This is a genomic window from Nocardia sp. NPDC060255, assembly GCF_042727395.1.
Classification (GTDB): Bacteria; Actinomycetota; Actinomycetes; order Mycobacteriales; family Mycobacteriaceae; genus Nocardia.
In genome coordinates, this window is record NZ_JBHXAU010000038.1 from 1 (window position 1) to 24,123 (window position 24,123).

Annotated in this window: 25 protein-coding genes; 8 read left to right on the plus strand and 17 right to left on the minus strand. The window is 66.1% G+C overall.

The window, feature by feature from the left end:
* Positions 1-825 precede the first annotated feature (825 nt).
* From ACFWF1_RS40760 to ACFWF1_RS40770, 3 genes are read left to right on the plus strand one after another with little or no spacing between them, the layout of a single operon-like run.
* Positions 826-1,416, plus strand: a complete 591-nt coding sequence (locus ACFWF1_RS40760) for a hypothetical protein (protein WP_379283549.1) — start codon at positions 826-828, stop codon at positions 1,414-1,416.
* On the plus strand, positions 1,413-2,264 hold the full coding sequence (locus ACFWF1_RS40765) for a hypothetical protein (RefSeq protein WP_379283551.1): 852 nt from the start codon (positions 1,413-1,415) through the stop codon (positions 2,262-2,264). Before ACFWF1_RS40760 ends, ACFWF1_RS40765 begins: the two co-directional genes overlap by 4 nt.
* A gap of 22 nt (positions 2,265-2,286) precedes the next feature.
* Complete coding sequence (locus ACFWF1_RS40770) at positions 2,287-3,162, plus strand: lysophospholipid acyltransferase family protein (RefSeq protein ID WP_379283553.1); 876 nt, start codon at positions 2,287-2,289, stop codon at positions 3,160-3,162.
* A 43-nt stretch (positions 3,163-3,205) separates the two neighbouring features.
* On the opposite strand, the gene ACFWF1_RS40775 is transcribed toward ACFWF1_RS40770, so the two are convergent.
* The 3 genes from ACFWF1_RS40775 to ACFWF1_RS40785 form a co-directional block, all read right to left on the minus strand.
* Entirely contained in the window at positions 3,206-3,652 is a 447-nt protein-coding gene (locus tag ACFWF1_RS40775; RefSeq protein WP_379283554.1) for a nuclear transport factor 2 family protein, read from the minus strand.
* Positions 3,653-3,723: 71 nt separating this feature from the next.
* Positions 3,724-3,921: a hypothetical protein gene (locus ACFWF1_RS40780; RefSeq protein ID WP_379283555.1), complete on the minus strand. Its 198-nt coding sequence runs from the start codon at positions 3,919-3,921 to the stop codon at positions 3,724-3,726.
* A gap of 118 nt (positions 3,922-4,039) precedes the next feature.
* Positions 4,040-4,687: an HAD family acid phosphatase gene (locus ACFWF1_RS40785; protein ID WP_379283556.1), complete on the minus strand. Its 648-nt coding sequence runs from the start codon at positions 4,685-4,687 to the stop codon at positions 4,040-4,042.
* Between the two features lie 217 nt (positions 4,688-4,904).
* Here ACFWF1_RS40785 and ACFWF1_RS40790 point away from each other — a divergent pair, with 217 nt between their 5' ends.
* Positions 4,905-5,564 carry a hypothetical protein gene (locus tag ACFWF1_RS40790; RefSeq protein ID WP_379283557.1) on the plus strand — a complete coding sequence of 220 codons (660 nt, stop codon included), beginning with the start codon at positions 4,905-4,907 and terminating at the stop codon, positions 5,562-5,564.
* Complete coding sequence (locus ACFWF1_RS40795; protein WP_379283558.1) at positions 5,561-6,403, plus strand: hypothetical protein; 843 nt, start codon at positions 5,561-5,563, stop codon at positions 6,401-6,403. Before ACFWF1_RS40790 ends, ACFWF1_RS40795 begins: the two co-directional genes overlap by 4 nt.
* A 48-nt stretch (positions 6,404-6,451) precedes the next feature.
* Here ACFWF1_RS40795 and ACFWF1_RS40800 read toward each other — a convergent pair whose 3' ends face one another.
* The 12 genes from ACFWF1_RS40800 to ACFWF1_RS40855 form a co-directional block, all read right to left on the minus strand.
* Positions 6,452-7,096: a class I SAM-dependent methyltransferase gene (locus tag ACFWF1_RS40800; protein WP_379283559.1), complete on the minus strand. Its 645-nt coding sequence runs from the start codon at positions 7,094-7,096 to the stop codon at positions 6,452-6,454.
* Between the two features lie 100 nt (positions 7,097-7,196).
* Positions 7,197-8,543 carry a M14 family zinc carboxypeptidase gene (locus ACFWF1_RS40805; protein WP_379283560.1) on the minus strand — a complete coding sequence of 449 codons (1,347 nt, stop codon included), beginning with the start codon at positions 8,541-8,543 and terminating at the stop codon, positions 7,197-7,199.
* Between the two features lie 133 nt (positions 8,544-8,676).
* The gene (locus ACFWF1_RS40810) at positions 8,677-10,995 is read right to left on the minus strand and encodes a GH92 family glycosyl hydrolase (protein ID WP_379283561.1); all 2,319 of its coding nucleotides are present in this window, start codon (positions 10,993-10,995) and stop codon (positions 8,677-8,679) included.
* Positions 10,996-11,285: 290 nt separating this feature from the next.
* Complete coding sequence (locus ACFWF1_RS40815; protein WP_379283562.1) at positions 11,286-12,215, minus strand: hypothetical protein; 930 nt, start codon at positions 12,213-12,215, stop codon at positions 11,286-11,288.
* A 366-nt stretch (positions 12,216-12,581) separates the two neighbouring features.
* On the minus strand, positions 12,582-13,613 hold the full coding sequence (locus ACFWF1_RS40820; protein WP_379283563.1) for an esterase/lipase family protein: 1,032 nt from the start codon (positions 13,611-13,613) through the stop codon (positions 12,582-12,584).
* A 616-nt stretch (positions 13,614-14,229) separates the two neighbouring features.
* Complete coding sequence (locus tag ACFWF1_RS40825) at positions 14,230-14,583, minus strand: hypothetical protein (protein WP_379283564.1); 354 nt, start codon at positions 14,581-14,583, stop codon at positions 14,230-14,232.
* Complete coding sequence (locus ACFWF1_RS40830) at positions 14,562-14,840, minus strand: hypothetical protein (protein ID WP_357389697.1); 279 nt, start codon at positions 14,838-14,840, stop codon at positions 14,562-14,564. The genes ACFWF1_RS40825 and ACFWF1_RS40830 overlap by 22 nt, the downstream gene beginning before the upstream one ends.
* A gap of 45 nt (positions 14,841-14,885) precedes the next feature.
* Entirely contained in the window at positions 14,886-15,770 is an 885-nt protein-coding gene (locus ACFWF1_RS40835) for a phosphoribulokinase (RefSeq protein WP_379283566.1), read from the minus strand.
* A 16-nt stretch (positions 15,771-15,786) separates the two neighbouring features.
* Entirely contained in the window at positions 15,787-16,857 is a 1,071-nt protein-coding gene (locus tag ACFWF1_RS40840; RefSeq protein ID WP_379283567.1) for a class 1 fructose-bisphosphatase, read from the minus strand.
* 35 nt (positions 16,858-16,892) lie between these two features.
* Positions 16,893-17,240, minus strand: a complete 348-nt coding sequence (locus ACFWF1_RS40845) for a DUF5313 family protein (RefSeq protein WP_379283568.1) — start codon at positions 17,238-17,240, stop codon at positions 16,893-16,895.
* 11 nt (positions 17,241-17,251) lie between these two features.
* Positions 17,252-18,187, minus strand: a complete 936-nt coding sequence (locus ACFWF1_RS40850; protein WP_379283570.1) for a LysR family transcriptional regulator — start codon at positions 18,185-18,187, stop codon at positions 17,252-17,254.
* A 3-nt stretch (positions 18,188-18,190) separates the two neighbouring features.
* Positions 18,191-19,186, minus strand: coding sequence for a class I fructose-bisphosphate aldolase (locus tag ACFWF1_RS40855; protein WP_379283571.1), 996 nt, complete (start codon positions 19,184-19,186; stop codon positions 18,191-18,193).
* Between the two features lie 163 nt (positions 19,187-19,349).
* Here ACFWF1_RS40855 and ACFWF1_RS40860 point away from each other — a divergent pair, with 163 nt between their 5' ends.
* From ACFWF1_RS40860 to cbbX, 3 genes are read left to right on the plus strand one after another with little or no spacing between them, the layout of a single operon-like run.
* Positions 19,350-20,780, plus strand: a complete 1,431-nt coding sequence (locus ACFWF1_RS40860; protein WP_379283572.1) for a form I ribulose bisphosphate carboxylase large subunit — start codon at positions 19,350-19,352, stop codon at positions 20,778-20,780.
* 16 nt (positions 20,781-20,796) lie between these two features.
* Positions 20,797-21,222, plus strand: coding sequence for a ribulose bisphosphate carboxylase small subunit (locus tag ACFWF1_RS40865; protein ID WP_379283574.1), 426 nt, complete (start codon positions 20,797-20,799; stop codon positions 21,220-21,222).
* 1 nt (position 21,223) lies between these two features.
* On the plus strand, positions 21,224-22,189 hold the full coding sequence (cbbX, locus tag ACFWF1_RS40870; RefSeq protein ID WP_379283575.1) for a CbbX protein: 966 nt from the start codon (positions 21,224-21,226) through the stop codon (positions 22,187-22,189).
* Here the strand turns inward: cbbX and ACFWF1_RS40875 are convergent.
* Together ACFWF1_RS40875 and ACFWF1_RS40880 are read right to left on the minus strand one after the other, a co-directional pair.
* The gene (locus ACFWF1_RS40875) at positions 22,157-23,305 is read right to left on the minus strand and encodes a GAF domain-containing protein (RefSeq protein WP_379283911.1); all 1,149 of its coding nucleotides are present in this window, start codon (positions 23,303-23,305) and stop codon (positions 22,157-22,159) included. The two genes, cbbX and ACFWF1_RS40875, sit on opposite strands and share 33 nt — an antisense overlap.
* A 101-nt stretch (positions 23,306-23,406) precedes the next feature.
* On the minus strand, positions 23,407-24,075 hold the full coding sequence (locus ACFWF1_RS40880; protein WP_379283576.1) for a response regulator: 669 nt from the start codon (positions 24,073-24,075) through the stop codon (positions 23,407-23,409).
* Positions 24,076-24,123 lie beyond the last annotated feature (48 nt).

Genomic DNA, 24,123 nt, shown 5'->3' on the forward strand with positions numbered 1-24,123 from the left:
CGCATTAGTTGTGCTGCCGCGCGCGAGTTATGCTGCCGCGCATGTAATTGCTGGCAGTTTCGTGCGCGGCGGGCGAGGACTTGCGCGGGCGAAAGCGGCGTGCGGCGAGAGGGCGCGGGCGTGCGCCTCGAGGGTCGGCCGTTGCTGCCGCGCACAAGTTGTGCTGCCGCGCACAAGTTGTGCTGCCGCGCACAAGTTGTGCTGCCGCGCACAAGTCGTGCTGCCGCGCACAAGTTGTGCTGCCGCGCTCGGCCGAAGCTGCTGCGCATTAGTTGTGCTGCCGCGCGCGAGTTATGCTGCCGCGCATGTAATTGCTGGCAGTTTCGTGCGCGGCGGGCGAGGACTTGCGCGGGCGAAAGGGGCGTGCGGCGAGAGGGCGCGGGCGTGCGCCTCGAGGGTCGGCCGATGCTGCCGCGCACAAGTTGTGCCGCCGCGCTCGGCCGAAGCTGCCGCGCATGAGTTGTGCCGCTGCGCATGTAATTGCTGGCAATTTTGTGCGCGGCGGGCGAGAAGGCGCGCGGCGACAGGGGGTGGGGCGAGGGGGTGCGCGGCGGGCGAGGGCTTGCGCGGGTGAGTGGGCGTGCGGCGAGAGGGTGCGCGGGGCGCGGGGGCGTAGACGCGGTTGGCCAGTTGCGTCGGATTTGACTTGGCGCTGGGGTACCGCGCGGTCGGGTTCGGGGTGGTGGGTGTGTTGCCGGTGGATCGCGGAAAGCTGTGGGCGGGGCGGAATCTCAATTGGTGACATCCGGGTGAGATCAAGAGTTTGGAACCTTGGCGGCGAGGCATTCCCTGTCCGAATACGACAGGCTCGGCAAGGAGGTACAGGTGTCGTCTGGAGTGTTGATCATCGTGATCGTTCTGGTCGTCGTCGCGGCGTTGGTCGCGGCCTTATTGGTATGGCCCATGGTGCGCAGGCAGCGGCTGCGCAGCACGTTCGGGCCCGAGTACGACCGGACGGTCGAGGAACACGACGACCGCCGGGCGGCCGAACGTGAACTGGCCGAACGGGAGAAGCGGCACGCCGAGCTGGAACTGCGGGCGCTGACACCGGAGCAGAAGCAGCTCTACACCGCGGAATGGGTCGAGGTGCAGGAGCGGTTCATCGACGACCCGGCCGAGGCGCTGCAGGCCGCCGACCGGTTGCTGACGACGGTGATGGGCCAACGCGGCTATCCCACCGAAAATTTCGACCAGCAGGTCGCCGACCTGTCCGTGCAGCACGCGGAGCCGCTCGGCCACTACCGCGCCGCGCACGAGATCGCGACCAGGGCGACCGGCACCGAGGTGTCCACCGAGGACCGGCGCACCGCCATCGTGCACTACCGGGAGTTGTTCCAGGACTTGCTCAATGGTGCGGGCGACGACAAGAAGACAGCTGAGAAGAAGTCCGAGCACGACAAGAAAGCACTGTCATGAGTACCGAATACGAGCGCACCGTGCATTCCGACAAGTCGACCGAGGATGCTCCGCTGAGCGAGCATGAGGCTAGCTCTGAGTCCTGGCAAGGGGACCGCGACGAAACTGAAACCGAGCGCGTCGCAAGCGAATCAGAGACCGGATACGCCGACCATGCTGAGGCTGGCGCGGCACCGGATGACGGTGATTCCGCGCGTGCCGACACGGACTTGGATGTCGAACCGGAACACGTGAGCACTACGGAATACGGCGAGGAGCACGCGACCGCGACGGAGTACGGTGCGGAGCGGGCGACGTCGGCGAACGCGGGCGAGGGTTCGGCGACCACGGCGGACTACGAAGCGCAACCCGCGGAAACAACCACCGCTGACTACGATTACGACGCGCAACCGACCACGACCAGTGAGGCCGAAGCGGATCAGGCAACCACCACGGCAGGCGAGCCCGCGGCGGATCAGGTAGCCACCGCGGGCGAGTCCGAAGCGGATCAGGTCACGCCGGTTACCACTCCAGACCAGTCGACCACCTCGGGCAACGGCGCTGAGCGGCAACAGACTTCGCTCGACGACGTCGGCGCACCATTGTTCGCCGACACCGACCTCGACCAGCTCCGCACCCAGTGGCGTGAGGTGCAGGGCACCTTCGTCGACAACCCCCGTGACGCGGTCACCCAGGCTGATCAGATCGTCACCGACATCATCTACAAGTTGACCACCGCCATCGCGGAGCGCAAGCGGGTGCTCGAGGAGCGCACCTCCGGCGCAACGGACGGGGATACCGAGGAACTGCGTCAGGCACTGCGCGGCTATCGGGGCTTCTTCCGGCGCCTGTTGTCGATCGAGTCGTAAGCAGCACCGGAAGGCGTTGTCCATGAACTGGTTTCGATTGCCGACCGACCGGATCGACCAGGCGGCCGACTGGGTGTCCAAGCAGGTGAACGCGCGGGTCCCCGCGGCCGATCCGGCCGAGCGGGATCCCGAATTCATCATCGACACAGTGGGTCCCGGCTGGTTGCTCGCGCGGTTGTACTTCCGCGCGGAGGTCCGCGGTCTCGACCGGATTCCGGCCGAGGGCCCGGTCCTGTTGGTCGGCAATCATTCCGGGGGCAACGTTTCACCGGAGGTGATGGTCGCGACGCTGGCGTTCGTGCGCCGGTTCGGTCCGCACCGCCCGTTCTATCAGCTGGCGCACGACATGGTGATGGCCTATCCGGTCATCGGTACGTTGTTGCGCCGCTTCGGCACGGTCGGTGCGGACCCGGACAGCGCGCGGCAGGTGCTTCGCGACGGGGCCGTGGTGCTCGTGTATCCCGGCGGTGACTGGGAGGTGCACCGGCCGACCTGGAAGGAAGACGAGATCGACTTCGCGGGCCGGACCGGTTTCCTCCGATTGGCCTGGGACGAGAACGTGCCCATCGTGCCGATGGTGAACATGGGCGCTCAGCAGACCGCGCTGATGCTGTCGCGCGGCGACGGACTGGCCCGGCTGCTGCGGCTGGATAAGATGTTGCGGCTGAAGGTATTTCCTATCTCGATCGCCCTGCCGTGGGGACTCAATATCGGCGATCTCGCCGGGCACATTCCGTTGCCGAGCAAGGTCACCGTCGAGTTCCTCGAACCGATCGATCTGCGGGCCGAACTCGGGCCGGAGCTGGATCTGGAGGCGGCCTACGAGCACGTCACCGGCGTCATGCAGGAGGCGCTGAGCGACCTCGCGGACGAGCGTGGCCTGCCGATCGTCGGCTGATGGATTCAGCTCGTGCCGGGCGATTCAGCTGGTGCCGGGCGATTCAGCTCGTGCCGGGCAGGGCCTGCGCGACGAACATGTAACTCTTCTCCTCGACCCGCCGCGCGATCCGCCACTGACCGTCGACGCGGGCGAACGTATCCAAATACCAGAGCCCGCACAGCATGAGACTCGGCGGTCCATCACCGCCGGACAGCATCATCGGGTTGTGGCACATGGTCCGCCCGGTGGCGGTGTCGCCGTCGACGGTGATCGAGGAATTGCTGATCAAGTGTTGGAACGCGGGAAAATTCGGCAGCATGGCGGCGAGGAATTTCTTCGTCGCCGCCACGTCGCCGACCGAGCCGCCCATCGCGGTGTAGTCGATGTGCGCGTCATCGGTGAAGATGTCGTCCAACTGGTCCCACTGGCCGGTGTCGACCGCGTGGGAATACCGGACCATCAGGTCCTGGATCTCCAGACGGTCCGAAATCTCCTGTAGGGACAGCATGTTGCCTCCGAATAGCGCGGGTCCGAGAATCAAACCTCAGTGTCGCAGCGGTAGTGGAGGCGAGAAGGGGTTTATGCCTTGTGCGGCAAGATGGTCAGTACAAGTGCGAGCCCGGCCGCGATGCTGGCGAACGCGAGGACCGTGGTGGTAGCAGACTGCGTCAGAGCGGCAATGCCGATCGAAAAGGCAAGGCACGTAGCGAATGCCAGCACCGCGGTCCCCGGCTCCACGCCGGCGATCCGGGCGGGTCGGTGATCCGTCGATGTCATACCTCTCTCAGTACGCACTCGACGCCGTTACGAAACCGTGACTGTTGAATCGCCACGTCAGCGGCTTGTTCGTGTCCCGTTGTGTGGGACATCGCGGCGCGCGATGTCCCACCCGGGACTACTGGAGCTTGCCGTCGTAGTCGGGGAGCTTGTAGGTGCGTTCGGCGTGGCCACCGTTGAGGTCGGTCCAGTTGTTGCCCACGTTCTGGATGATCGTGTAGCCGTCATCCTCGATCTGGGCGCGGTAGGCCGTCTTCATTTCCTGCTTGCCGCGGGAGTCGCCGGGCGTGCGGTGGTAGATGGTGTGCACGGGTAATCCCGCCCGCTCCAACGCGATTCGCGTCTTGGACGGGGAGTTGGTCGAGGCGTAGTTGCGGTTGGTGATGTAGAAGACCTCGACGCCGCTCTGGTCGGCCTCCTTGGCCAGTTTCAACGAACCGTCGACCGCCGGAATATTGTCGCGGTCGATCGCGAAATCGGTGGCGAGGGTGGTGTCGTCGATGTCGAAGACGATGGCCAGCTTGCCGCCCTGGGCGACTCGGCCGCGCAGATCGGCGGAGGCGGTGGACAGTGCGGTGTCGACATCCCGGAGCCACTGCTCCGGATCGATGCCTTTGTAGCTCTGCATACCGTCGGTGCGCGCGGCGGCGGCGGTGCCCGCGCCGAGGACGCTCATTGCCATCAGCATGGCGACAGCGGTCAGGACGAGTCGTGCGATTCTCGACTGCACTCGGAAAACCTTTCCCTGCTTGTCGATCGTTGTCATGGACGACGGCAGGGTATGGCCGCGCCCTTGCCCGCGCGCGGTGCGCAGGTGAACGCGTTGTGAATGCCCTGGCAGCGGGCTCGGCTACCTGCGTTCCCCAGATGGTGGGGAGCCGCAAGTGGAGTACAGCTGTACTCGCGACCCGGGCGGCGGGCGGTCGAAGGATGAGGGCGTGCGGAAGACCGCGCAGCAGTTACCAAGAGCATGGAGTGCGCTCATGGCCGAAAGATTCACCCTCCCGCCGCCGGGATTCCTGCGAACCGAAATCACCGATCTCGGACCCGTCATCGATCCGAAATTCACCGACGCACACGACTGGAGCGAGTACCTCCCGCCGGTACCGACGACGCCGGTGGATTCGGGGGAGCGGGACCTCACGGCAGCCGAGGAAGCCGCGTCCGTCGCGCCGCACGTCGCGCTCGCGCTGCCCGGCGTCAACCGCCTGCTCGACGGCAAGCGCTACGAAATCATCAGCGTCGGAACACGTTTCCTGGATCGCGACAGCGAGTATCCGGTGGTCGTCCTCTACAACTATTCCGACGACATCGTCGTAGAGGCGGTCGTCGACGTGGCCGAGCACTCGCTCGTCGAGGTGCACACGACACAGACCCCGCCCGCGGTGTCGGCGGCCGAGGAGGCGCGCGCCATCGAACTGGTCCGCCGCGACGGCCGGCTGACGGAACAGGGCATCGACGTCGGCACCGGTGCCGGGCTGATCGTCGAGGACGTGAATTTTCACAGCTCCCGGTGCCGGCATCGGCTCGTCGACCTCCGGTTCGGGCCCGCGGATCGGCGGGTGCCGACGGCGTTCGCCATCGTGGATCTGAGCGCCGAAGACGTCGCCGAGGTCGGCCTGATCCCGGAGGCACGGTCATGAGCAGTTCGGGAACAGTGAGTTGGCCACCGGAGGCTCCGGTCTGGAGGTTCCTGTGGGAGGTGCTCGACGGCAAGAGTGAAGCCATCGCCTTCCGCGACGTCTACTACAAGGGCGTCAAGGTGCTGCATCGCGCCAGCCTGCCGATGATTCGGGTGCAATACGACGGCGGTGCGGGCGGTCCGTACAAAGATCAGCTCAGCAGCGGCAACATGCAGCGACCCGTCGCGGTCTACGAGGGCACCAACCCGGACTACCGGTTCCTCGTGGTCGAGAGCTATCACGTCATCGGCCGCTACCGGCTGCTCAACCGGTGGATCTTCCGCAGCGACGGCATCATCCTGCCGCAGCTGTACAGCGCGGGCCTGCAACACCCGGCCAACCATCGCCACCACACCTACTGGCGATTCGACTGGGACATCGACGGCGCCGCGAACAACCTCGCGCTGCAACACGCACTGACAAGCCAGGATTGGGGTTACGGCCCCGGCTGGATCCCGCGGACGAGCGAGCTGTCCGCGATCCACATCGGCGACAACCGTTGGGCCGTCCTCAAAAAGGGCACCGGCCGCGGTTTCCTCATCGACAAGGGCCCGTTCGACGGCGCCAGCGACTGGTTCTCCCGGCTCGACGTCGCGATCACCGCCTACCACGGCCCCGAAGATCTCGGCGGCGCGCTGGGCGGCCCGAACGACGACGAGATTTGGCGACATGTCAACGGCGAGAACACCGATGGCGCCGACATCGTCATGTGGTACGTCGCGCACCTCGCCCACGAGGCCCACGACGGCGGCGACGAATGGCACGTCTGCGGGCCGATCCTGCGCCAGTTCGGCTACTGACCCGACTGCGCGCCCCGGCTGTTCGGCCGGGGCGCGCACGCTGGGCGTCTACACCCGACGCGCTTGAATCACCCAGACCGGCATGGGAATTCGCCCCTCGGCATCGATCACGACGTTCGGATACTGCGTCAAGAAGTCGCGAGACGACTCGGCCACCGCGAGCACCTCACCCGCGGTCAGGTCGGTGACGGCCCAGCCGCCCGCGGTCAGCGTGTCGCGAATACTGCTCTGTGACACGGGAAATGGCGCAGGCAGTCCGCCGATCGTCTCGTCGGAGAAGCACAACATGCTCAACAATGCCTCGGGTTTCGTGGCCCGATGCAAGGCGGCGACATACTGTGCGCGCTGCCCGTCGCTCAGGCAGTGATAGAGCGCGCTGTCCAGCACAGAATCGAACCGTCCGCCGAACTCATCGAGCCTGGTGGCGTCAGCAACCATGAACTCGACGTCCACCCCGCGCGCCACCGCTCGCCGCCGTGCCAAGTCGATAGCAGGCGCAGCGGCGTCGATCGCGGTCATCCGGTAACCCCGCTGAGCTAGGTAGATCGCGTTATCACCAAGGCCACAGCCAACATCCAGCACAGCACCGGACATCCGCCCCGCCCGTTCCAACGCAACAACAGCAGGTTGCGGCTCGCCGATATCCCAGGGCACCGGCGAGGTCGTGTAAAAATCATCGAAGTCGAGAATCATGATCCCAGCTCACTCGACCGGATATCCAGCTACCAGCCAGCCAGCTATTTGTGGCTGATTCCGTCACCGATCGCGGTCGGATGATGGAATTCGGCAGGCATCACAGGGGGAGGTTGGTGTGGAGGCGGCTGGCGGCGGTGAAGATTGCCGAGGATTGGATGGTTACCAGGCGGTGGACTGGGATGGGGTGGCCGGGGGCGTTGGTTTCTATGTCGGTGCACCATTTTTCGAAGATGGCAGCGAAATTGGTTCGCTCGGTGGCTATTTCGGTGGTGGGGGCGTGGCGGGTCTCCTCGTCGAGGAGGCGTTGGAGCATGCCGCCGGCGCGCAGGCGGGCTACGCCGACCCAGACGTAGTTTTCGATGAAGATTTCGCCGCGGGTTGCGGTGCGGGATTCGGTGGCGGAGCGTTTGGCGGTGGCGTTGCCGCGTAGGGCTCGGACGGTGTCGGTGAGGGCGCGTTCGAAAGGGCTTCGGCCGGTCAGTCGTTCGGATAGTCGGTCGAGTACGCCTAGGACGATGTCGGCGATTTCCTCGTAAGCGGTTGCGGTAGAACACAGGACACTGGCGAGGGAGTGATCGCTCGGGGTGTCGTCGGTGACCCGGGTATCGACCCATAACGGCAATTCGCAAACCAGCAGGGCGGTTCCGTAGGGGGCCGCGTAGTCGCGGATGCCCGCGCCGTACATCATCGCCAGCGGCTCGACACCTTCGGCGGTCAACGTTTCGGCGATCCGCTGGAACGTCGGAAGCTCGAAAACCCCTGGCGCCCAGGTTCTGGCGCCAGGCACGTCGGGTTCGCCGTCATAGATCGGCACGCCCGAGGTGGTCAGCTGGTCGGTGAGTCCGGTCCAGTAATCGCGATCGCCGCCGGTGGTGTAGAAGAATCCACCGCCGAAATCGGCGTTGTGCAGCGACACGATCAGCGCGGGACGGGTCCGATCGATCAAGCCCATCAGCGCCCGGGTTTCCGGCAGCGGCGTGCCGACATCGTTTCCGCGCCAACGAGTCGGGAAGCACCACTCGGGCTGCTCGGCGGCGGGCGGACGGTAGAAACCGCGCGCGACGCCGGTCCTGGTGCGCGCCTCGGCGAACCATCCTTCGTTGAGCCGGGTGCCGTCCGGATCCAGACACAGCACGAAATGCCAGGTGGCGCCCAAGGTTTGCGCGTCGTTCGCGGTCAGCCTGCCGAGCAGGTGCTGGATCGTCGCCATCCCGATGGGTTCGTTCGGATGCGGATTCCCGATCACGACCACCTGCCGTGCCCCCGACCCGACCCGCACCTCGCGAATCGGATCACCCCCGCGTGACCTGCCGATTTCGGCGACCGTCAGCCGATCCGGCACCGCGTCGGCCAACTTGTCGACGAACTCGCTCAATTCATCCACCGTGGGAAACGAGTCGATCCGCTCGACGACACCGACGATCTTGCTCACATCACTAGCCACCGAAACCTTCATCCTCCGCGCCCTCTTCTATAGTGGGCGCGTCGGGCGAGCTACGGGCCAGTTTGCGGCCAGCAGAACGCATTACGCAGGAGTCGGCACACCTCCTAACATCCGATGATCGAACCAGTTACCGCTAGTGAGGAACGCCGAACGAGGGTGGCGCGTCGGCTTCGGCGGTGCCGAAGTCCGGACCGGGTTCGGTGCTCAAGGTGAAGTCGAGGCGACCGCCGGACACGGCGAAGGATTCGGGCAACCACGCCTTGGTGGTGTTCTCACCGTTCACCTGCAACGTGTGAATGTACGGTGCGGCATCATCGACCTCGGGGGCACTGATGGTGAACTGCTCGCCGGACGAGCGCCGGATCTCCACCTTCGAGAATGCCGGCGTGTGCACGAAAAGTTCAGCGCGGCCGGGGATTACGGGGTAGAGCCCGAGCGAGGCCCAAACGTACCAGGCCGACATGGTGCCGAGATCGTCATTGCCGACCAGCCCGTTCGGGGTCGGGCCGAACAGTTCGCTGCGAGCGCGGCGGACCACGTCCTGCGTGCGGTAGGGCAGCCCCGCCCACGCGTACAGCCACGGAGTTTGCAGCGTCGGCTCGTTACCGAGATAGGCGAACGGCGCATGCGGGCCCGCGTTCAACTGGGTGAAGAAGGCGTCCAGCCGCCCGGCCGCCTTGGCTCGGCCGCCCATCAGGTCGAAGAGGCCGCGGACATCCTGGAAGGTCATCCAATGGTATTGCGCGCCATTGCCTTCCACGTATCCGTCGGTGCCGGCCGGGTCGTACAGCAGCCCGAAGAAGCCCTCGGCGGAACGGGGTTGCAGCCAGCCGGTGAGTGGGTTGTACAGGTGCTGCCAGCCGTGTGCGCTACGCAGGAACTTGTCGCTGACCGCGCGGTTGCCGAGCCGGTCGGCCAGCTGGGAGATGCCGAAGTCGGCGATGTTGTACTCGAGCGTGTCGGACACCTGGCCGGGCACCCAGCCGAGCCGCTGGTATTCGTCGTTGTTCGGCCGCTCGGTGTAACCGGCCTTCTCCCCGACGCGTTCGGCGCCCGCGACCATCGAGTCGAGCGCGTCCTCGGCGTCGAAGTCGTCGGCCCCGAACGCGTATGCGGTGGCGACGACCGAGTGGTACGGGTCGCCGTTCATCACCCCGGTGATGGTGTTCTGATGTGACCAGCGGTCCCACACGTCGCCGAGGACGTGTGCGTTGTCGTACATCGATTGGGCGATATCGGAGGCCACGTCGGGTGCCAGCCACGCGAGCAGCTGGGCTTCGCTGCGGTAGATATCCCAGCCGGAGAAGGTGGCGTAATAGTGGTGTGCGGGTTGACCGGGCGCCGCGGGCCGCACCTGGTGGGTCTTGCCGTCGAATCCGGTGTAGTTGCCGTCGACGTCGTCGAAGATATACGGCTGCAGGAACACGTGATAGAGCGCGGAATAGAAGGTGCGCAACCGATCCGGATCACCGCCGGTCACCTGCACTTGATCGAACCTGCGCCGCCACGCGTCGCGCGCGTCCACCCGGACGGTGTCGAAGTCCTTCGTGCCGATCTCGGCGGCGAGGTTGCGGCGAGCGCCGTCGAGACTGACGTAAGACAGGCCGGTGCGCATCTGCACCGGCTGCGCCGAGTCGAATTGCAGAAAGGCACCGGTGCCGAGGCCGTTGCTCGCGATGTCGCCGGAATTCGTGCGACGCGTGGGTGCCGCGCCGCGGGCGGTGGTCGAGCCCGGCTTGATGACGTTGTCCTTCCAGGTGCCCGACGCCGTGATCGGACGGTCGAAGGTGGCCTGGAAGTAGACCCGATATCGGGTGCGCGCGCCACAGAACCCGCCGGTCAGCGCCCAGCCGGACACGGAGTTGCCGTCGATGGTGATCTCGGCGTCGTCGACCCCGTTCACCGAGCCGGTGACGTCGAGCAGCAGCGTGCCCGGCTTGTCCTGCGGAAAGGTGAAGCGGGCGACGCCCGCCCTGGTCGACGCGGTCAGCTCGGTCTGCACGCCGGAGTCGGTGGTGACGCGGTAGTAGCCCGGGTTGGCCTGCTCGTTCGCGTGATCGAAGGTCTGCAGGTATCCCGCGCCGTCGACGGCCGGTGACCGGCCGATGATCCCGGACACCGGCAGCACCGGAAAGTCTTGTGCGCCAGTGCAACCGGGGCCGGAGATGTGCGTCATCGAGAACCCGTACAGGCGGTTGTCCTCGTATTTGTACCCGCCGCCCGCGGTGCGCACCGTATCCGGGCTCCACTGCATCATCCCGAACGGCGTCACCGCGCCCGGGAACGTCATCCCCGCTCCGCCGCCGTGCCCGAAATCGGGCCCACCATCCTGCGTCCCGACGAACGGATTCACATATCTACTGGAATCGGCCACGGTCTCAGCGTGCGCCACAACGGGAATCAAGGGAAGCAACAATGGAACAACGATGCCGACAAGCCGGCGACGCGACATACCTCTCCTCGACGAGCGTCAGACAACGTTGCCCCTTTGCGTGCCCCATCCTGGCAGCAGGCCGGGTGCGTCGGCTCGCCGACACGCCGCTGATCAGCGCATTTGTGGTTTTACATCGATCGGGGTGGGTGCCGGTCGCTTGGTACGCGTAGGCGGCCGGCGTGGCTTCGTGGCGTCGAAATCTCGCGGCCGACTATGCACGCTGAGCGTGCATAGTCAGTCGCCAGTTGGGCTGGCGATGGTCGCTACGGACGCGGGGTCGGGCCGTTGGCGGCCGGCACCGCGTCCGATCAGCCGCCGAGAGTGATCTCGTTGTCGCGCAAGGTGTCCCGCAGGTCATCGATTCTGAGGATTTCGTGGATCCAGGTGGGCGCGGTGGGCTGGCGCCGCACGGCCGCCCGCACGGCCGCGGTGGCCACGACGGCGGTTGCCAGCGACTGACCGCGACCCGCTGCCCAGAGTGACGACCCGTTCGACGAGCGCGCGAGCACCATCCACTTGTCGCTGCCCGGCATCCGTTTCGGCGCAAGCGACTGCAACGCGGGTGCTCGGGTGAGCATGCCGAGCCCGAGCGTGGCGAGTCGCGTGTCCATCCGCAGATAGCTGCGGACCGGAACACCGAATTCGCGGGTGAGGCGGTGCTGGTCGGCGAAATCGGCGCGCAGGGCTGAGGCCGGTTTGTATCCGGACTCCTTCGGCACGTCGAAGCGCTGCGGCCTGGTGAAGTTGCGGATGGGGGTGCCGTCGGGATCGAGAAAGTGTTTGCCGAGCAGGCCGTAGGTCCACGCGGTCGCGGCGGCCCCGTGGTGTTCGCCGGATCCGAGTCCGATCACGATGTCGACCGGGCTTCGGTGGCTGGACAAGGCGTCCGCGGCGAGCAGGGTGGTCAAACCGGGTGCCAACCCCACTCCGAGCACGATCGGCCCGGTGACACTCTCCAAGCTGTGTACGTATTCGCTGGTGGCGGAGATGTCGAGGAACGGAATCCCACGCCCGGCACACACCCCGGCCAGCCGGATGTCCTCGGTGCCCGCGCAATTGACCACGGCGGCAACACCATCCAACGCGGCTACGAAACTGTCGACATCGGACAGATCGAGCACCACATCCGCCCGCGCCGGGTCCCGCCCAGCGGCCAGCGCCGACATCCCGTCCGCCCGCAGCAGTCGCACCGCGTGCCCGCCGACCGCCCCGTATCCGCCCAACACCAGCACATTCATCGGGACCCCTCCGGATGTCGTTGCACCGTAAGGACGTCCACGGCCCAGGCGCGCCACCTCACCCTAGTGAAGATCCCGACGGAAATGGGGGCTGCCACTGCCGTTTTGTGGCAGTGATCCGCAGATCGCCGACTATGACGAACGATTCGTACAGGAGAACGAGCAGCGACTCGGCGGGATCGACATCCCGGTCCGGGTGCTGTGGGACAGCGAGGACATCTGGATCCTCGCTGCCCTAGCCCACAAACTGACCGATCTCATCCCCGGTGCGACGCTCCGGTTGGTCGCGGGTTCGGGGCATCTGATGCACTACGACGCCCCGATTCCGTTGACCGACGAGATCAGAAAATGGCTCGAGGCGACTATTCAGAGCAGCCAAGGATTCATCGAGCAGACCGGCGCGGGGTGGGTGGCCGGGTTGAGCGCGCGCAGCGCGAGGGAGACCGCGCGGGGCGAGTAGAGCATCGAGTTGTGGTCGGAGATGTCCTGCACGCAGCCGTCCTGCAGGAGCACGTCGTCGACCGTCGCGCCCGAGCCCGCGGTGAGGTAGGTGCGGGTGAACGGGCTGGACACCTCGTCGTAGCGGTCGGCGACGATGGTGTACTCGACGCCGGACATCGTGTCGCCGCCCTCGTTGAGCTTGGTGAGCACCGGCGATCCGATGAGCTGCTGGATGCCCGCGTGGCCGATGAGCGCCTCGGTCGGGGTCGAAAGATCAAGTCCCATCGTGTCTTTGAAGACGCCGAGGAGACTGCCGAGGCCGCTGAGCGTGGTGCCGTGGTTGGTGGCGCCGTAGGTGATGAGCTTCTTCACCTTGTTCGCCGCGGGGTCGTCGGCGTTCGCGCCGCCCTCGAACTTCAGGTACTGGCGTGCCACTACGCCGCCCTGCGAGTGCCCGATCATGTCGACCTGTCCCGTTCCGGTGGCGGCGAGCACGCGATCGACGAAGACGGCGAGTTGTTTCGCGGAATCCTCGATGTAGCCGGTGGCGCCGATGGTGGGCTGGTTGAGTCCCGCGCCCGCGACATTGGCGCGGCCGTAATTGAAGGTGAAGACGCAGTAGCCCGCCTTGGCGAGTTGCGGAGACATGTAGGAGTAGGCGCCGAAAGCGCTGGCCCAGGTCCCGTGCACCAGGACGACCGGGCGCGGGTGGGCGTCGTCGGGCTTGCACGCCCAGTTGTTAGACCCCTGCGGCGCGACGTCCGGATTGACGAGTCCGTAGGCGAAGGCCGCGGCCTCATCGGTCAGCACCGGACCGTATCCGACCGTATCGGCGGAGTGCGTCTCCGAGACCGATCCCGGATCCCCAACGGCCACCGCGGCATTGAGCCCAAATCCGACAATCCCGGCTGCCATCATCGCCGCGACCGTGCGCGACAAACGGAGGATGCTTCTCATTTGCTGGTTCCTAGAAAGAGAGGTGCTATGAGCACAGACGTGTGGAGCTGAAACAGAAACTGGTCGTACGACCAGTTGAGGGAAGATTAAAGGCAATTCGCCAGGAATTAGCCGTGACTACTTTCACGCTGCACTGGTAGCTGCCGCCCCCGAAGAACACACGGCCGGTCGACGTGCGAATCCCCACGCAACGTCGAGCCTCTACTCACCGACAGTTCACCCAACGTTTCCCCAGTTCAGCACTGTCGAACGCACGTTGTTGCGCAGCCATCAAGCCTAGCCAGACGGCAAGCGCACCCCCACCGTCACCATCGCCCCCATCCGGTGGCGGCATGAAGGGGTGTCACAGAGTGTGGACACCCCTCACAGCGGTTATAGCTGCTGTGAGGGGTGTGGAAGTTCTGTGAGATCGGTGGACGGGCTCGGGCCGACTCCGGTCTGCGCCGGTTCCGGCTGCCAGCGCGCGGGGCACGCTCAGCGAGCGTGCGGACTCCGCTGCCCGCCCCGGCTCACGCTGTAGCCCGAAATCCGCACTCACACTCGGGACATGCACTCGGAATAGGGCCCTAAAGCCAGTGCAGGTCCCGAGTTAGGGTGCAGATTGTGCTGGCGGGGGTCAGCTGGCGCGGTGGTGGATGGGGCGGACGCCGGCGAGGGCGCGGAGGGCGTCGGCGCGGGAGATGGGTTGGTCGTCGGCGAGGGCGGCGAGTTCGATGGCGAGCCAGTCGCGGATGAGTTCGCTCATGGTTATGCCGCGGGCCTGGGCTTCGGCTTTGATGGATTGGTCCATGTCGAGGGGGATACGCAGGGATCGGACCACCATGATGTCCTCGCCGGGGGCCATGGGCGGGGGCACGTCGGCCTCGCGCACCGGGGCGTCATCGAAGACGAGGCTGTCCATCAACTCGTCCACCCCCTGAGGGGTGGTGGGGAAGTTGTTGTCGCCCATCACTGGTTCTCCTGTTCCCACTTTTCGAACTCGGTTACTTGCTCCGGGCTCATCGGTCGGGCGGCGACGATCTGCCATTGCCAGGGTTCGGCCTGGCGCAGGCCGACGATCAGCGGGCGGCCCGCGGCCGTCCGGCCCCAGATCGTCAGCATCTCCATGCCCGCAGTGCCCCGGCCACGCCGTGGCCATCGTCGCTGCTTGGTCAGCACCTGCATCACCTCGTTCGGAGAGATCCCGATGAGCATGTCCAACGCCCAATCAGGCCACTCGAAACCCACACTAGCCATAATACGCGCGTATTACGCCTGGTGGCCAGCGGTGGGTCAGCGCGCGCCGAGTTCGGCGCGGCGGCGGTCGAGCAGCCGCAGGATCATCGGGGTGAAGATGAGCTGCATGGCGAGGTCCATTTTGCCGCCGGGGCAGACGATGGTGTTCGGGCGCGACATGAACGAGTCGTGCAGCATGCCGAGCAGGTAGGAGAAGTCGATGTTGGTCGGGTCGCGGAATCTGATGATCAAGAAGGACTCGTCGGCCGTCGGAATCGTCCTGGCGATAAACGGATTCGAGGTGTCCACCACGGGGACTCGCTGGAAGTTGACGTCCGTGCAGGAGAACTGCCTGCACATGTAGTTGAGGTAGTCGGGCATCCGCCGCAGGATGGTGTCGGTGACGGCTTCGGAGGTGTAGCCGCGAACCATCTTGTCGCGGTGCAGTTTCTGGATCCATTCGAGATTGATCACCGGGACCACCCCGATGCGGAGGTCGGCGTGCCCGGCGACGTCCACCTCGTCGGTGACGATCGCGCCGTGCAGTCCCTCGTAGAACAGCATGTCGGAATCGGCGGGTAGTTCCTCCCACGGGGTGAACGTGCCCGGTTGCTGCCCATACGGTTTCGCCTCCACGGCGTCGTGCAGGTAGCGGCGGATCTTGCCGGACCCGGTCTCGCCGTAGTGGCGGAACAACTCCTCGAGATCGCCGAAAAGGTTTGCCGCAGGGCCGAAATGGCTGAACGCATGGTCGCCGCGTTCTTGCGCCTCGGCCATCGCGGCCTTCATGGCCACGCGGTCGTAACGATGAAAGCTGTCGCCCTCGACGAAGGCCACGTTCACGTGCTCGCGCCGGAAGATCTGCTCGAAGGTGTGCATCACCGAGGTGGTGCCCGCGCCGGAGGAACCGGTCACCGAGACGATCGGATGCATGCGCGACATCGGCGGAAAACCTGCCTCAACCGGCCGCTCGGAACAGGCCGCGGTTGCCGTACAGCGGCCAGGCGCAGGCACTGTCGTTGTGCTCGCGGTGATAGCGGTCGATGCGCGCCACCTCCTCGGTCGCGCCGAAGATGAACGGGATGCGTTGGTGCAGACCGTCCGGGACCACGTCGAGCACGCGTTCGCGGCCGGTGCTCGCCGCACCGTCGGCCTGTTCGATCAGGAACGACATCGGGTTCGCCTCGTAGAGCAGCCGGAGCCGGCCCGGCCGCGCCGGGTCCTTCGAATCGCGGGGATAAAGGAAAACGCCACCGCGAGTGAGGATTCGGTGTGTCTCGGCGACGAGTGACGCGATCCACCGCATATTGAAGTCTTTGCAGCGCGGACCCGGCTTGCCCGCCAGGCATTCGTTAACATAGCGCTGCACGGCCGGTTCCCAGAAGCGCTGGTTCGACGCGTTGATGGCGAATTCGGAGGCGGTGCGCGGGATCTTGATCGTCGGGCGAGTGAGGATGAACTCGCCGAGCCCGCGATCGAGTGTGAAGGCGTGCACACCCGTGCCGACGGTCAGCACCAGCATGGTGGACGGACCGTAGATCGCGTACCCGGCACACACCTGTGCGGTGCCGGGCTGGAGGAAGTCTTCGGTGCTCGCGTCCACCCCGGGTTCGGGTGCGCGCAGGATCGAAAAGATGCTGCCGATAGAGACATTCACGTCGATGTTGGAGGACCCGTCGAGTGGGTCGAACAGCAACAGGTACTTCCCCCGTGGGTAACCCGCGGGCAGCACGTACGGCTCCGCCAGTTCCTCGGACACCATGCCGGCGACCTGTCCGCTCCACTCGGTCGCGCGCAGGAAGTAGTCGTTCGCGACGATGTCGAGCTTCTGCTGGACCTCGCCCTGCACGTTCGTCCGATCCGCCGAACCCAGCACGTCGGCCAGCGCGCCGTTGGCGACCCGATTCGCGATGGCCTTGCAGGCGAGCGCGACCTCGAGGATCAGCGCGTTCAAATCGCCACTGGCGCTGGGATACCGCCGCCGCTCCTCGATGAGGAACTGCACGAGCGTGGTGTGATCGGCGAGCATGACCCGTACCTCCTGGGCAGAATTAGGCGAAATCGCTAGTGCCCGTACCGCATCCGATACCGCTCCTTCTCGTACGCGGTGCTCTTGCTGCGGTCGACGATCCCCGGATCGAGTCCGTGCTGGGTGAGCCGGAACCGCCGCCACACGTAGCTGTGCGCCACCGTGAAGACGACCATCGGGACGGCCATGATCACGATCATCTGCCACTTGATGTGCATCGGACCGGGGAAAAGCAGGACGAACCCGTACAGCGGAATGAACGGCACAATGAATCGGACCAGATACCGTTCCATGGCGTACGGTCCGGTCAAGTCGTGCAAGACCCAATCATGAAGGTATGCGGGGAGTTCGCGGCCGAGGTTGTAGGCAATTCGTTGCCGCATTGTCGGAGTCTTCATAACTGTCGAGCATCCCCTTTCGGGCATGCCATTCCATCCCCCCGCGGGGTGGCGGCCGGGGGGAGCCAACCCAATTCGCGATGCGCGGTCAAATGCTGGACCAGAAGTTCGGTGGATGCCGTTGCCGTCGTTTGGCTGACGACATGCCATGGGCGGTGCAGCGGGGTACCTGGCACGTCGAGTTCGACGAGTGCGCCGGAATCCAATTCGCGGCGGACAGATTGGCAAGAAACAAGGGCGACACCCAGTCCGGCCACGGCTGCGGCGACAACAGACCCGTGCGACCCCAGCATCAATTGTGGTGGCGCCACTTCGAGTTCGCGCAACAATGTCGTGGTGGTCTCCCGAGTGCCGGAACCCGGCTCGCGCAATAGCCAAGTCGCGCGAGCGAGCTCGAATTCCGCCGCGATATCCGGCGGCCCGACGACAACCAGGGTATTCACCGATACCGCCCGCACCCTCGCGTTCCGCAGGTCGGCCGGCGGACGTCCCGCGACGACGAGATCGACCGCGTGTTGCGTCAGCAGCGGCCAAATGCGTCGTCCGGGCGCGACTTCGAGCCGCAGCACCACGCCGGGATGCTTCGCCCGAAACGACGCGAGCAGCGCGGGTATCAACAGCTCGCCCGCGGTGACTACCGCCGCCATCCGAATCGACCCCTGCTCTGGATCGGCCCGTCCACGCGCCGCGAGCACCGCCTCGTCGTGCAATCCGAGAATGCGGCGCGCGAAATCGACGTAGGTCAACCCGGCCGGGGTCAGCCGGACCCCGCGGCCGTGCCGATCGACCAGCGCGGTGCCCACCTCGGCGCTCAGCGCGCTCACCGCCGAGGACACCGCCGATTCGGTGACCACCAACCGCTGGGCCGCGCCACGCACCGAGCCTGCGGCATCCAGTTCGATGAGCGCGCGTAGTCGAGCGTTGGTCGTCATCGGTCAGGTGCGCTGGAGTTCGGTGCGCAGCCGAACTGCTGCGGCATTGGCGCGCACCCGCTCGGCGAGCGCGGACTGGCCTGCGGTGTATCTGGTGGCGTCGCCGCGCCAGGCCAGGAGTGCGGGCGTGACCAGAGCGCGGCCGAACGAGAAGGTCAACGGCCATGGGGTGCAAAGATGTTGGAGCGCCGCGAGGTTCGCGGTGGCGCGGTCGGGTGGCTGGCCGCCGGAGAGGAAGGCGACGCCCGCGAGGTGGTCGGGCCACGCCTGCAACACGTTTCCGGTCATCGCGGCGACGTCGGCCGGAGCGGTCCGATCGGGGTTGTCCGCGCCTTCGACGATCATGTTCGGCTTGAGCACCATCCCCGCCAGGTCGACGTTGAGCAGCTCGAGGGCCGTGCGAACCTCCGCGTGGATGGCGGCGGTGACCTCCGCGCACCGGAGTTGTGAGTGGCCGCCGGTCATCACCAGTTCCGGCTCGACGATCGGCACCAGCCCGGCCTCCTGGCAGGCGGCGGCGTAGCGGGCGAGGGCGGAGGCGTTGACGGCGATGGCACCGGCGGTCGGCGTGCTGTCGGTAATCGCGTAGACCGCACGCCACTTCGCGAACATCGCACCGAGTTCGGCGTAGCGGGTGAGTCGGGCGGCGAGTCCGTCGAGGCCCTCGGTCACTGTTTCACCGGGCAGGCCGGGACACGCTTTCGCGCCGGTATCGACCTTTATGCCGGGCAGGATGCCGAGATCGCGCAGTGCTTGCGCGAACGGAGTACTGTCGCAGTGCTGATTGAGCGTTTCGTCGCACAGAATGATGCCGGAGACGCCATTAGCGAGGTCGGGCGTGGTCGCCAACAGCTCGCGATAAACGCGCCGATTCTCCGCTGTCCCTTCGACACCGGCGTTTTCCAGCCGCGTCGACATGGTGCCGATGCTTTCGTCGGCGGCGAGTATCCCCTTACCGGGCGCCATCAATTGGGTCGCGATCTCCCGGCACGTGCGCATATGCAGGTCCTCCCGATCGGTTCGACAGAACTCGAATCTACGAGCGGGCAGCCGATCGCACATCACCCAGACGGGTGAGGGGGCTAATTATGAAGTAATCACTGAAGTATTCGCGGAAAACTCTCCATGGACAGCTTCATTGTCCGCGAGGAGTATTCGAGCCATGACAGACCGCTGGAACGCCGGGGTTATCCCGTACGCCGAAATGGGTTACTGGCAGCCGGATTACGAGCCCAAGGACTCGGATATCCTGTGCGCCTTCCGGATCACCCCGCAGCCGGGGGTGCCGCCGGAGGAGGCGGGCGCGGCGGTCGCGGGGGAGTCGAGCACCGCGACGTGGACGGTGGTCTGGACCGACCGGCTCACCAGTTTCGAGCACTACCAAGCCAAGTGCTATAGCGTGCAGCCGGTTCCGAACGCGCCGGGGCAGTTCATCGCCCTGATCGCCTATGACATCGACCTGTTCGAGGAAGGCTCCATCGCCAACCTCACCAGCTCGATCATCGGAAATGTGTTCGGCTTCAAGCCACTCAAGGCGCTGCGGCTCGAGGACATGCGCATCCCGACCCAGTACGTGAAGACCTTCCAGGGCCCGGCACACGGGGTGGTGATGGAGCGCGAACATCTCAACAAGTTCGGCCGCCCGCTGCTGGGCGCGACCACCAAGCCGAAACTCGGTCTGTCCGCCCGCAATTACGGGCGGGTCGTCTACGAGGCGTTGCGCGGCGGGCTCGATTTCACCAAGGACGACGAGAACATCAACTCCCAGCCGTTCATGCGCTGGCGCGACCGGTATCTGTTCTGCATGGAGGCCGTCAACCGTGCCCAGGCCGCGACCGGCGAGATCAAAGGCCACTACCTCAACGTCACCGCCGCCACCATGGAGCAGATGTACGAACGAGCCACGCTGGCACAGGAACTCGGCTCCATCGTGGTGATGATCGATCTGACCGTCGGCTACACCGCGATCCAGTCGATGGCCAACTGGTCCCGTGCCAACGGCGTGCTGCTGCACCTGCATCGGGCCGGTCACGGCACCTACACGCGGCAGAAGTCGCACGGCGTCAGCTTCCGGGTCATCGCGAAGTGGATGCGGCTGGCCGGTGTCGACCATGTGCACGCGGGTACGGTCGTCGGCAAATTGGAGGGTGACCCGCACGTCATCGCGGGCTACTACGACACGCTGCGACTGGACAGCGTCAAGGCCGACCCGGCGAAAGGCCTGTATTTCGACCAGGAGTGGGCCTCGATGCCCGGTGTCATGCCGGTCGCGTCGGGCGGCATCCACGCGGGCCAGATGCATCAGCTGCTGCACTACCTCGGCGAGGACGTGGTGCTCCAGTTCGGCGGTGGCACGATCGGCCATCCGATGGGCATTGCCGCCGGCGCGGAGGCGAATCGGGTCGCGCTGGAGACGATGGTCAAGGCGCGCAACGAGGGTCGCGACTACTTCAAGGAGGGCCCCGAGATTCTGCGCAAGGCCGCATCGCGCAATCGCGCGCTGGATGCGGCGCTGGCGACCTGGGGCGACATCACCTTCAACTACGAATCCACCGACACCCCAGACGTTGTCGCGACACCGACCACGGTCTGACGGAAGGACAGCGACCATGCGCATCACCCAGGGCACCTTCTCCTACCTGCCCGACTTCACCGACGAGGAGATCACCGCGCAGATCCAGTACGCGCTGGACAACAAGTGGCCGCTGTCGGTGGAATTCACCGACGATCCGCACCCGCGCAATATCTACTGGGAGATGTGGGGGTTGCCGATGTTCGATCTGGCGGACGCCGCCGGGGTGCTCCTGGAGGTAAATGCCTGCCGGACAACTCATCCCGACCTGTACGTCCGGCTCAACGCCTACGATGCCCGGCTGTGCAGGCAGACGACGGCGTTCTCGTTCATCGTGCAGCGACCCGCCGACGAGCCGGGCTTCCGGCTCGACCGGACCGAGGGTTCGGACCGGCGGATCTCCTACAGCACCTTCGCCTACGTGACCGAGCGGCCGGTCGGCGGCCGACACGCGCGCACCTGAGATGGACGTACCTGCGGGAACCCGGACACCGTTCGGGTCGTGGCCCGGCAATACCACTGGGCCACAGTCGGATCCGGACGAGCCCGCGTCCGACTTCCTGCCCGCCGATGCCGTGGTCGATCTCGCCGCGGCCCGCCGGCAGTCCGGCATCGGCGACGTGCTCGGCGAACTCGACGCGCAGCTGGTCGGCTTGGCGCCGGTGAAGACCCGCATCGCCGAGATCGCCGCACTGCTGCTGATCGATCGGATGCGAGCCCAATTCGGTGTGCTCGCACCGAAACCCACGCTGCACATGTGCTTCACGGGTAACCCGGGCACCGGCAAGACGACGGTCGCGCTGCGGATGGCCGACCTGCTGCACCGGCTGGGCTATCTGCGCCGCGGGCACCTGGTCAGCGTCACCCGCGACGACCTGGTCGGCGAGTACGTCGGTCACACCGCGCCGAAGACCAGGGAGGTGATCAAGCGGGCGATGGGTGGCGTGCTGTTCATCGATGAGGCCTACTACCTGTACAAGGCGGAGAACGAGCGCGACTACGGTGGCGAGTCGATCGAGATCCTGCTGCAGGTGATGGAGAACAATCGCGACGACCTGGTGGTGATCCTGGCCGGTTACGCGGACAAGATGGCGGGGTTCTTCGCCGCGAATCCCGGCATGCAAAGCCGTATCGCCCACCACATTTCGTTCCCGGATTACACGGTGGGGGAGTTGGAGGAGATCGCCTGCCTGATGACCGGTGAGCTCGGCTATGCGTTCTCCGACGAGGCGCGGGTGGCGTTGCGTCAGTACCTCGGGCATCGGATCGGGCAGCCGTGGTTCGCCAATGCGCGCAGTGTCCGCAACGCGGTGGAACGCGCGCGGCTGCGGCATGCGCGCCGGCTGGTCACCGAGGACGCCGAGGTCGGTTTGGTTGCCCTCACCACGATCGAGGCGTCAGATCTGCTCGCCAGCAGGGTGTTTCGGTGACTCCAGGGGGATCTTGACCGTCACCGTCGTCCCGGAACCGGGGCGGGACCGGATGCTCAAGCGGCCGCCGACGAGCTCGGCGCGCTCGGCCATCGACAGCAAGCCGTAGCCGCCCATTTCGCTGGCGCCCAGTGGGCGTTCGGAGGTGTCGAAACCTATTCCGTCGTCGGCGATTTCGAGGCGGGCGGTATCGGCGTGCACCGCGAAGCGGAGCGTGGCAACCCGCGCGTCGGCATGTTTGACGACGTTCTGCAGGCATTCCTGCGCGATGCGGTACAGCGCGAGTTCGATGTGTTCGGGCAGCCGGTGGTCGGTGAGTTCGAGTTCCAGATCGATCTGCGGTATCGATCGGGCGAGGCTGGCCAGCCCGCCGGCCAGGCCCAGGTCGTCCAGCACCGGCGGCCGGAGACCGCTGATCGCCGCCCGCGCCTCCTGCAGCGTCAAATCCACCAATTCCCTTGCCTTGTCGAGTTGTTCGGCGGCCTCGACCTGGTCGTCGACGACCGCGCGGGCCGCGGCGTCGAGGCGATAGGCGAGGGTGACCAGCCGCTGCGAGATGCCGTCGTGGATATCGCCGGCCAGCCGGCGGCGTTCGAGCTCCTGCGCCGCGATCATCTGCTCGGCGAAGTCCTCGTGTGCCCGCTCCCGCGCGGCGAGCTGTCGATGCTGCCTGGCCTGCTGCAGCGCACCGGCCACCAGCCTGCCGAGCAGTAGCAGCAATTCCATGTCGTGGCCGCTGAATTCGTGTCGTTCGACGGTGTGCACGTCGAGGACGCCGACCAGCCCGCCGGGATCGGTTTCCATCGGAATCGACACCATCGAGGTGAATTCCGCGCCGCCCAGTGCGGCGATCGGCTGGTATCGCGGATCGGCCTCCTTGTTGTCGCTGATCACCGCCGCTTGGCGACGGCTGGCCACCCAGCCGGTGATCCCGGAGCCGAGCGCGAGCCGAACCCGGCCGATCTGGCGATCGAAGGGCGGGGTCGCACCGGCCAGGGTGAGTGAACGGTCCGAGTCGTCGAGGACATGCACGAGACAGACATCCGCCGCCGTCGACGCGACGACCATCCGGGCGACCGCGGCGGCCAGTGGCTCGATCGCCGGGCCGCTGGACATCGCCTGCACGATGTCCAGCAGGGTCTCTCGTTCGAGACCGAAACGGCCGGGCACCGAAGGTTCACTCGCCGTGGGCAATTCGGGCTGCTGGCCCGGTGCCGTCACAGGAAGATGCCCTCCCGGAGGGCGGTCGCGACCGCGGTTGTCCGGTCGCTGACGCCGAGCTTGCGGTAGATCGAGCGCAGGTGGCTCTTGACCGTTTCGTCGCTGATGATCAGTCGGGTCGCGATGCCGCGATTGGACAGGCCGGTGACCATGAACGACATGATCTCGCTCTCGCGCTGGGTCAGCCCCTGCCGTGCGCCCGGCCAGAACTCGTCGCGCTGCATGCGGGCCGCGGTGTCTACCGCGCGCACCGCCATGTCCGGGTCGATCGCGGTGGATCCGCCGTGCACGAGCTCCAGTTGCCGCACCAGCTCGTCGCTGCCGATGCTCTTCAACAGATAGCCGGCGGCGCCGACGCGTAGGGCCTGGAACAGATACTGCTCGTCGTCGTAGACCGACAGCAGCACCACCTTGCGTTCCGGGGCGAGGCCGCGCATCGACCGGCACAGGTCCAGCCCGCTGATGCCCTGCATCCGGATATCGCAGAGGACGATGTCGGGTTCGAGGTCGGTGATGACCCGCAACGCGTCGTCCGCGCCGACGGATTGCCCGACGACCACGACGCGCTGGTGGAACGACGCGAGCATCGCCTTCAGGCCCTCGATCACCATCTCATGGTCGTCGACCAGGACAACTCGTACCGGCCCCGTGGCGGACGTCACCATATCCCCACGATACGGCGGTTTTCGGCCCTGTCTATCCCCTCGTCAACC

Coding starts and splice junctions, on each gene's coding strand:
- ACFWF1_RS40850 (WP_379283570.1), bottom strand. CDS start 18,187: ATGACGACCAACGCTCGACTACGCGCGCTCATCGAACTGGATGCCGCA.
- ACFWF1_RS40880 (WP_379283576.1), bottom strand. CDS start 24,075: ATGGTGACGTCCGCCACGGGGCCGGTACGAGTTGTCCTGGTCGACGAC.
- ACFWF1_RS40770 (WP_379283553.1), top strand. CDS start 2,287: ATGAACTGGTTTCGATTGCCGACCGACCGGATCGACCAGGCGGCCGAC.
- ACFWF1_RS40820 (WP_379283563.1), bottom strand. CDS start 13,613: ATGAGAAGCATCCTCCGTTTGTCGCGCACGGTCGCGGCGATGATGGCA.
- ACFWF1_RS40795 (WP_379283558.1), top strand. CDS start 5,561: ATGAGCAGTTCGGGAACAGTGAGTTGGCCACCGGAGGCTCCGGTCTGG.
- ACFWF1_RS40865 (WP_379283574.1), top strand. CDS start 20,797: ATGCGCATCACCCAGGGCACCTTCTCCTACCTGCCCGACTTCACCGAC.
- ACFWF1_RS40860 (WP_379283572.1), top strand. CDS start 19,350: ATGACAGACCGCTGGAACGCCGGGGTTATCCCGTACGCCGAAATGGGT.
- ACFWF1_RS40775 (WP_379283554.1), bottom strand. CDS start 3,652: ATGCTGTCCCTACAGGAGATTTCGGACCGTCTGGAGATCCAGGACCTG.
- ACFWF1_RS40810 (WP_379283561.1), bottom strand. CDS start 10,995: ATGTCGCGTCGCCGGCTTGTCGGCATCGTTGTTCCATTGTTGCTTCCC.
- ACFWF1_RS40855 (WP_379283571.1), bottom strand. CDS start 19,186: ATGCGCACGTGCCGGGAGATCGCGACCCAATTGATGGCGCCCGGTAAG.
- ACFWF1_RS40845 (WP_379283568.1), bottom strand. CDS start 17,240: ATGCGGCAACGAATTGCCTACAACCTCGGCCGCGAACTCCCCGCATAC.
- ACFWF1_RS40790 (WP_379283557.1), top strand. CDS start 4,905: ATGGCCGAAAGATTCACCCTCCCGCCGCCGGGATTCCTGCGAACCGAA.
- ACFWF1_RS40765 (WP_379283551.1), top strand. CDS start 1,413: ATGAGTACCGAATACGAGCGCACCGTGCATTCCGACAAGTCGACCGAG.
- ACFWF1_RS40875 (WP_379283911.1), bottom strand. CDS start 23,305: ATGTCCAGCGGCCCGGCGATCGAGCCACTGGCCGCCGCGGTCGCCCGG.
- cbbX (WP_379283575.1), top strand. CDS start 21,224: ATGGACGTACCTGCGGGAACCCGGACACCGTTCGGGTCGTGGCCCGGC.
- ACFWF1_RS40780 (WP_379283555.1), bottom strand. CDS start 3,921: ATGACATCGACGGATCACCGACCCGCCCGGATCGCCGGCGTGGAGCCG.
- ACFWF1_RS40840 (WP_379283567.1), bottom strand. CDS start 16,857: ATGCTCGCCGATCACACCACGCTCGTGCAGTTCCTCATCGAGGAGCGG.
- ACFWF1_RS40800 (WP_379283559.1), bottom strand. CDS start 7,096: ATGATTCTCGACTTCGATGATTTTTACACGACCTCGCCGGTGCCCTGG.
- ACFWF1_RS40835 (WP_379283566.1), bottom strand. CDS start 15,770: ATGTCGCGCATGCATCCGATCGTCTCGGTGACCGGTTCCTCCGGCGCG.
- ACFWF1_RS40815 (WP_379283562.1), bottom strand. CDS start 12,215: ATGAATGTGCTGGTGTTGGGCGGATACGGGGCGGTCGGCGGGCACGCG.
- ACFWF1_RS40785 (WP_379283556.1), bottom strand. CDS start 4,687: ATGACAACGATCGACAAGCAGGGAAAGGTTTTCCGAGTGCAGTCGAGA.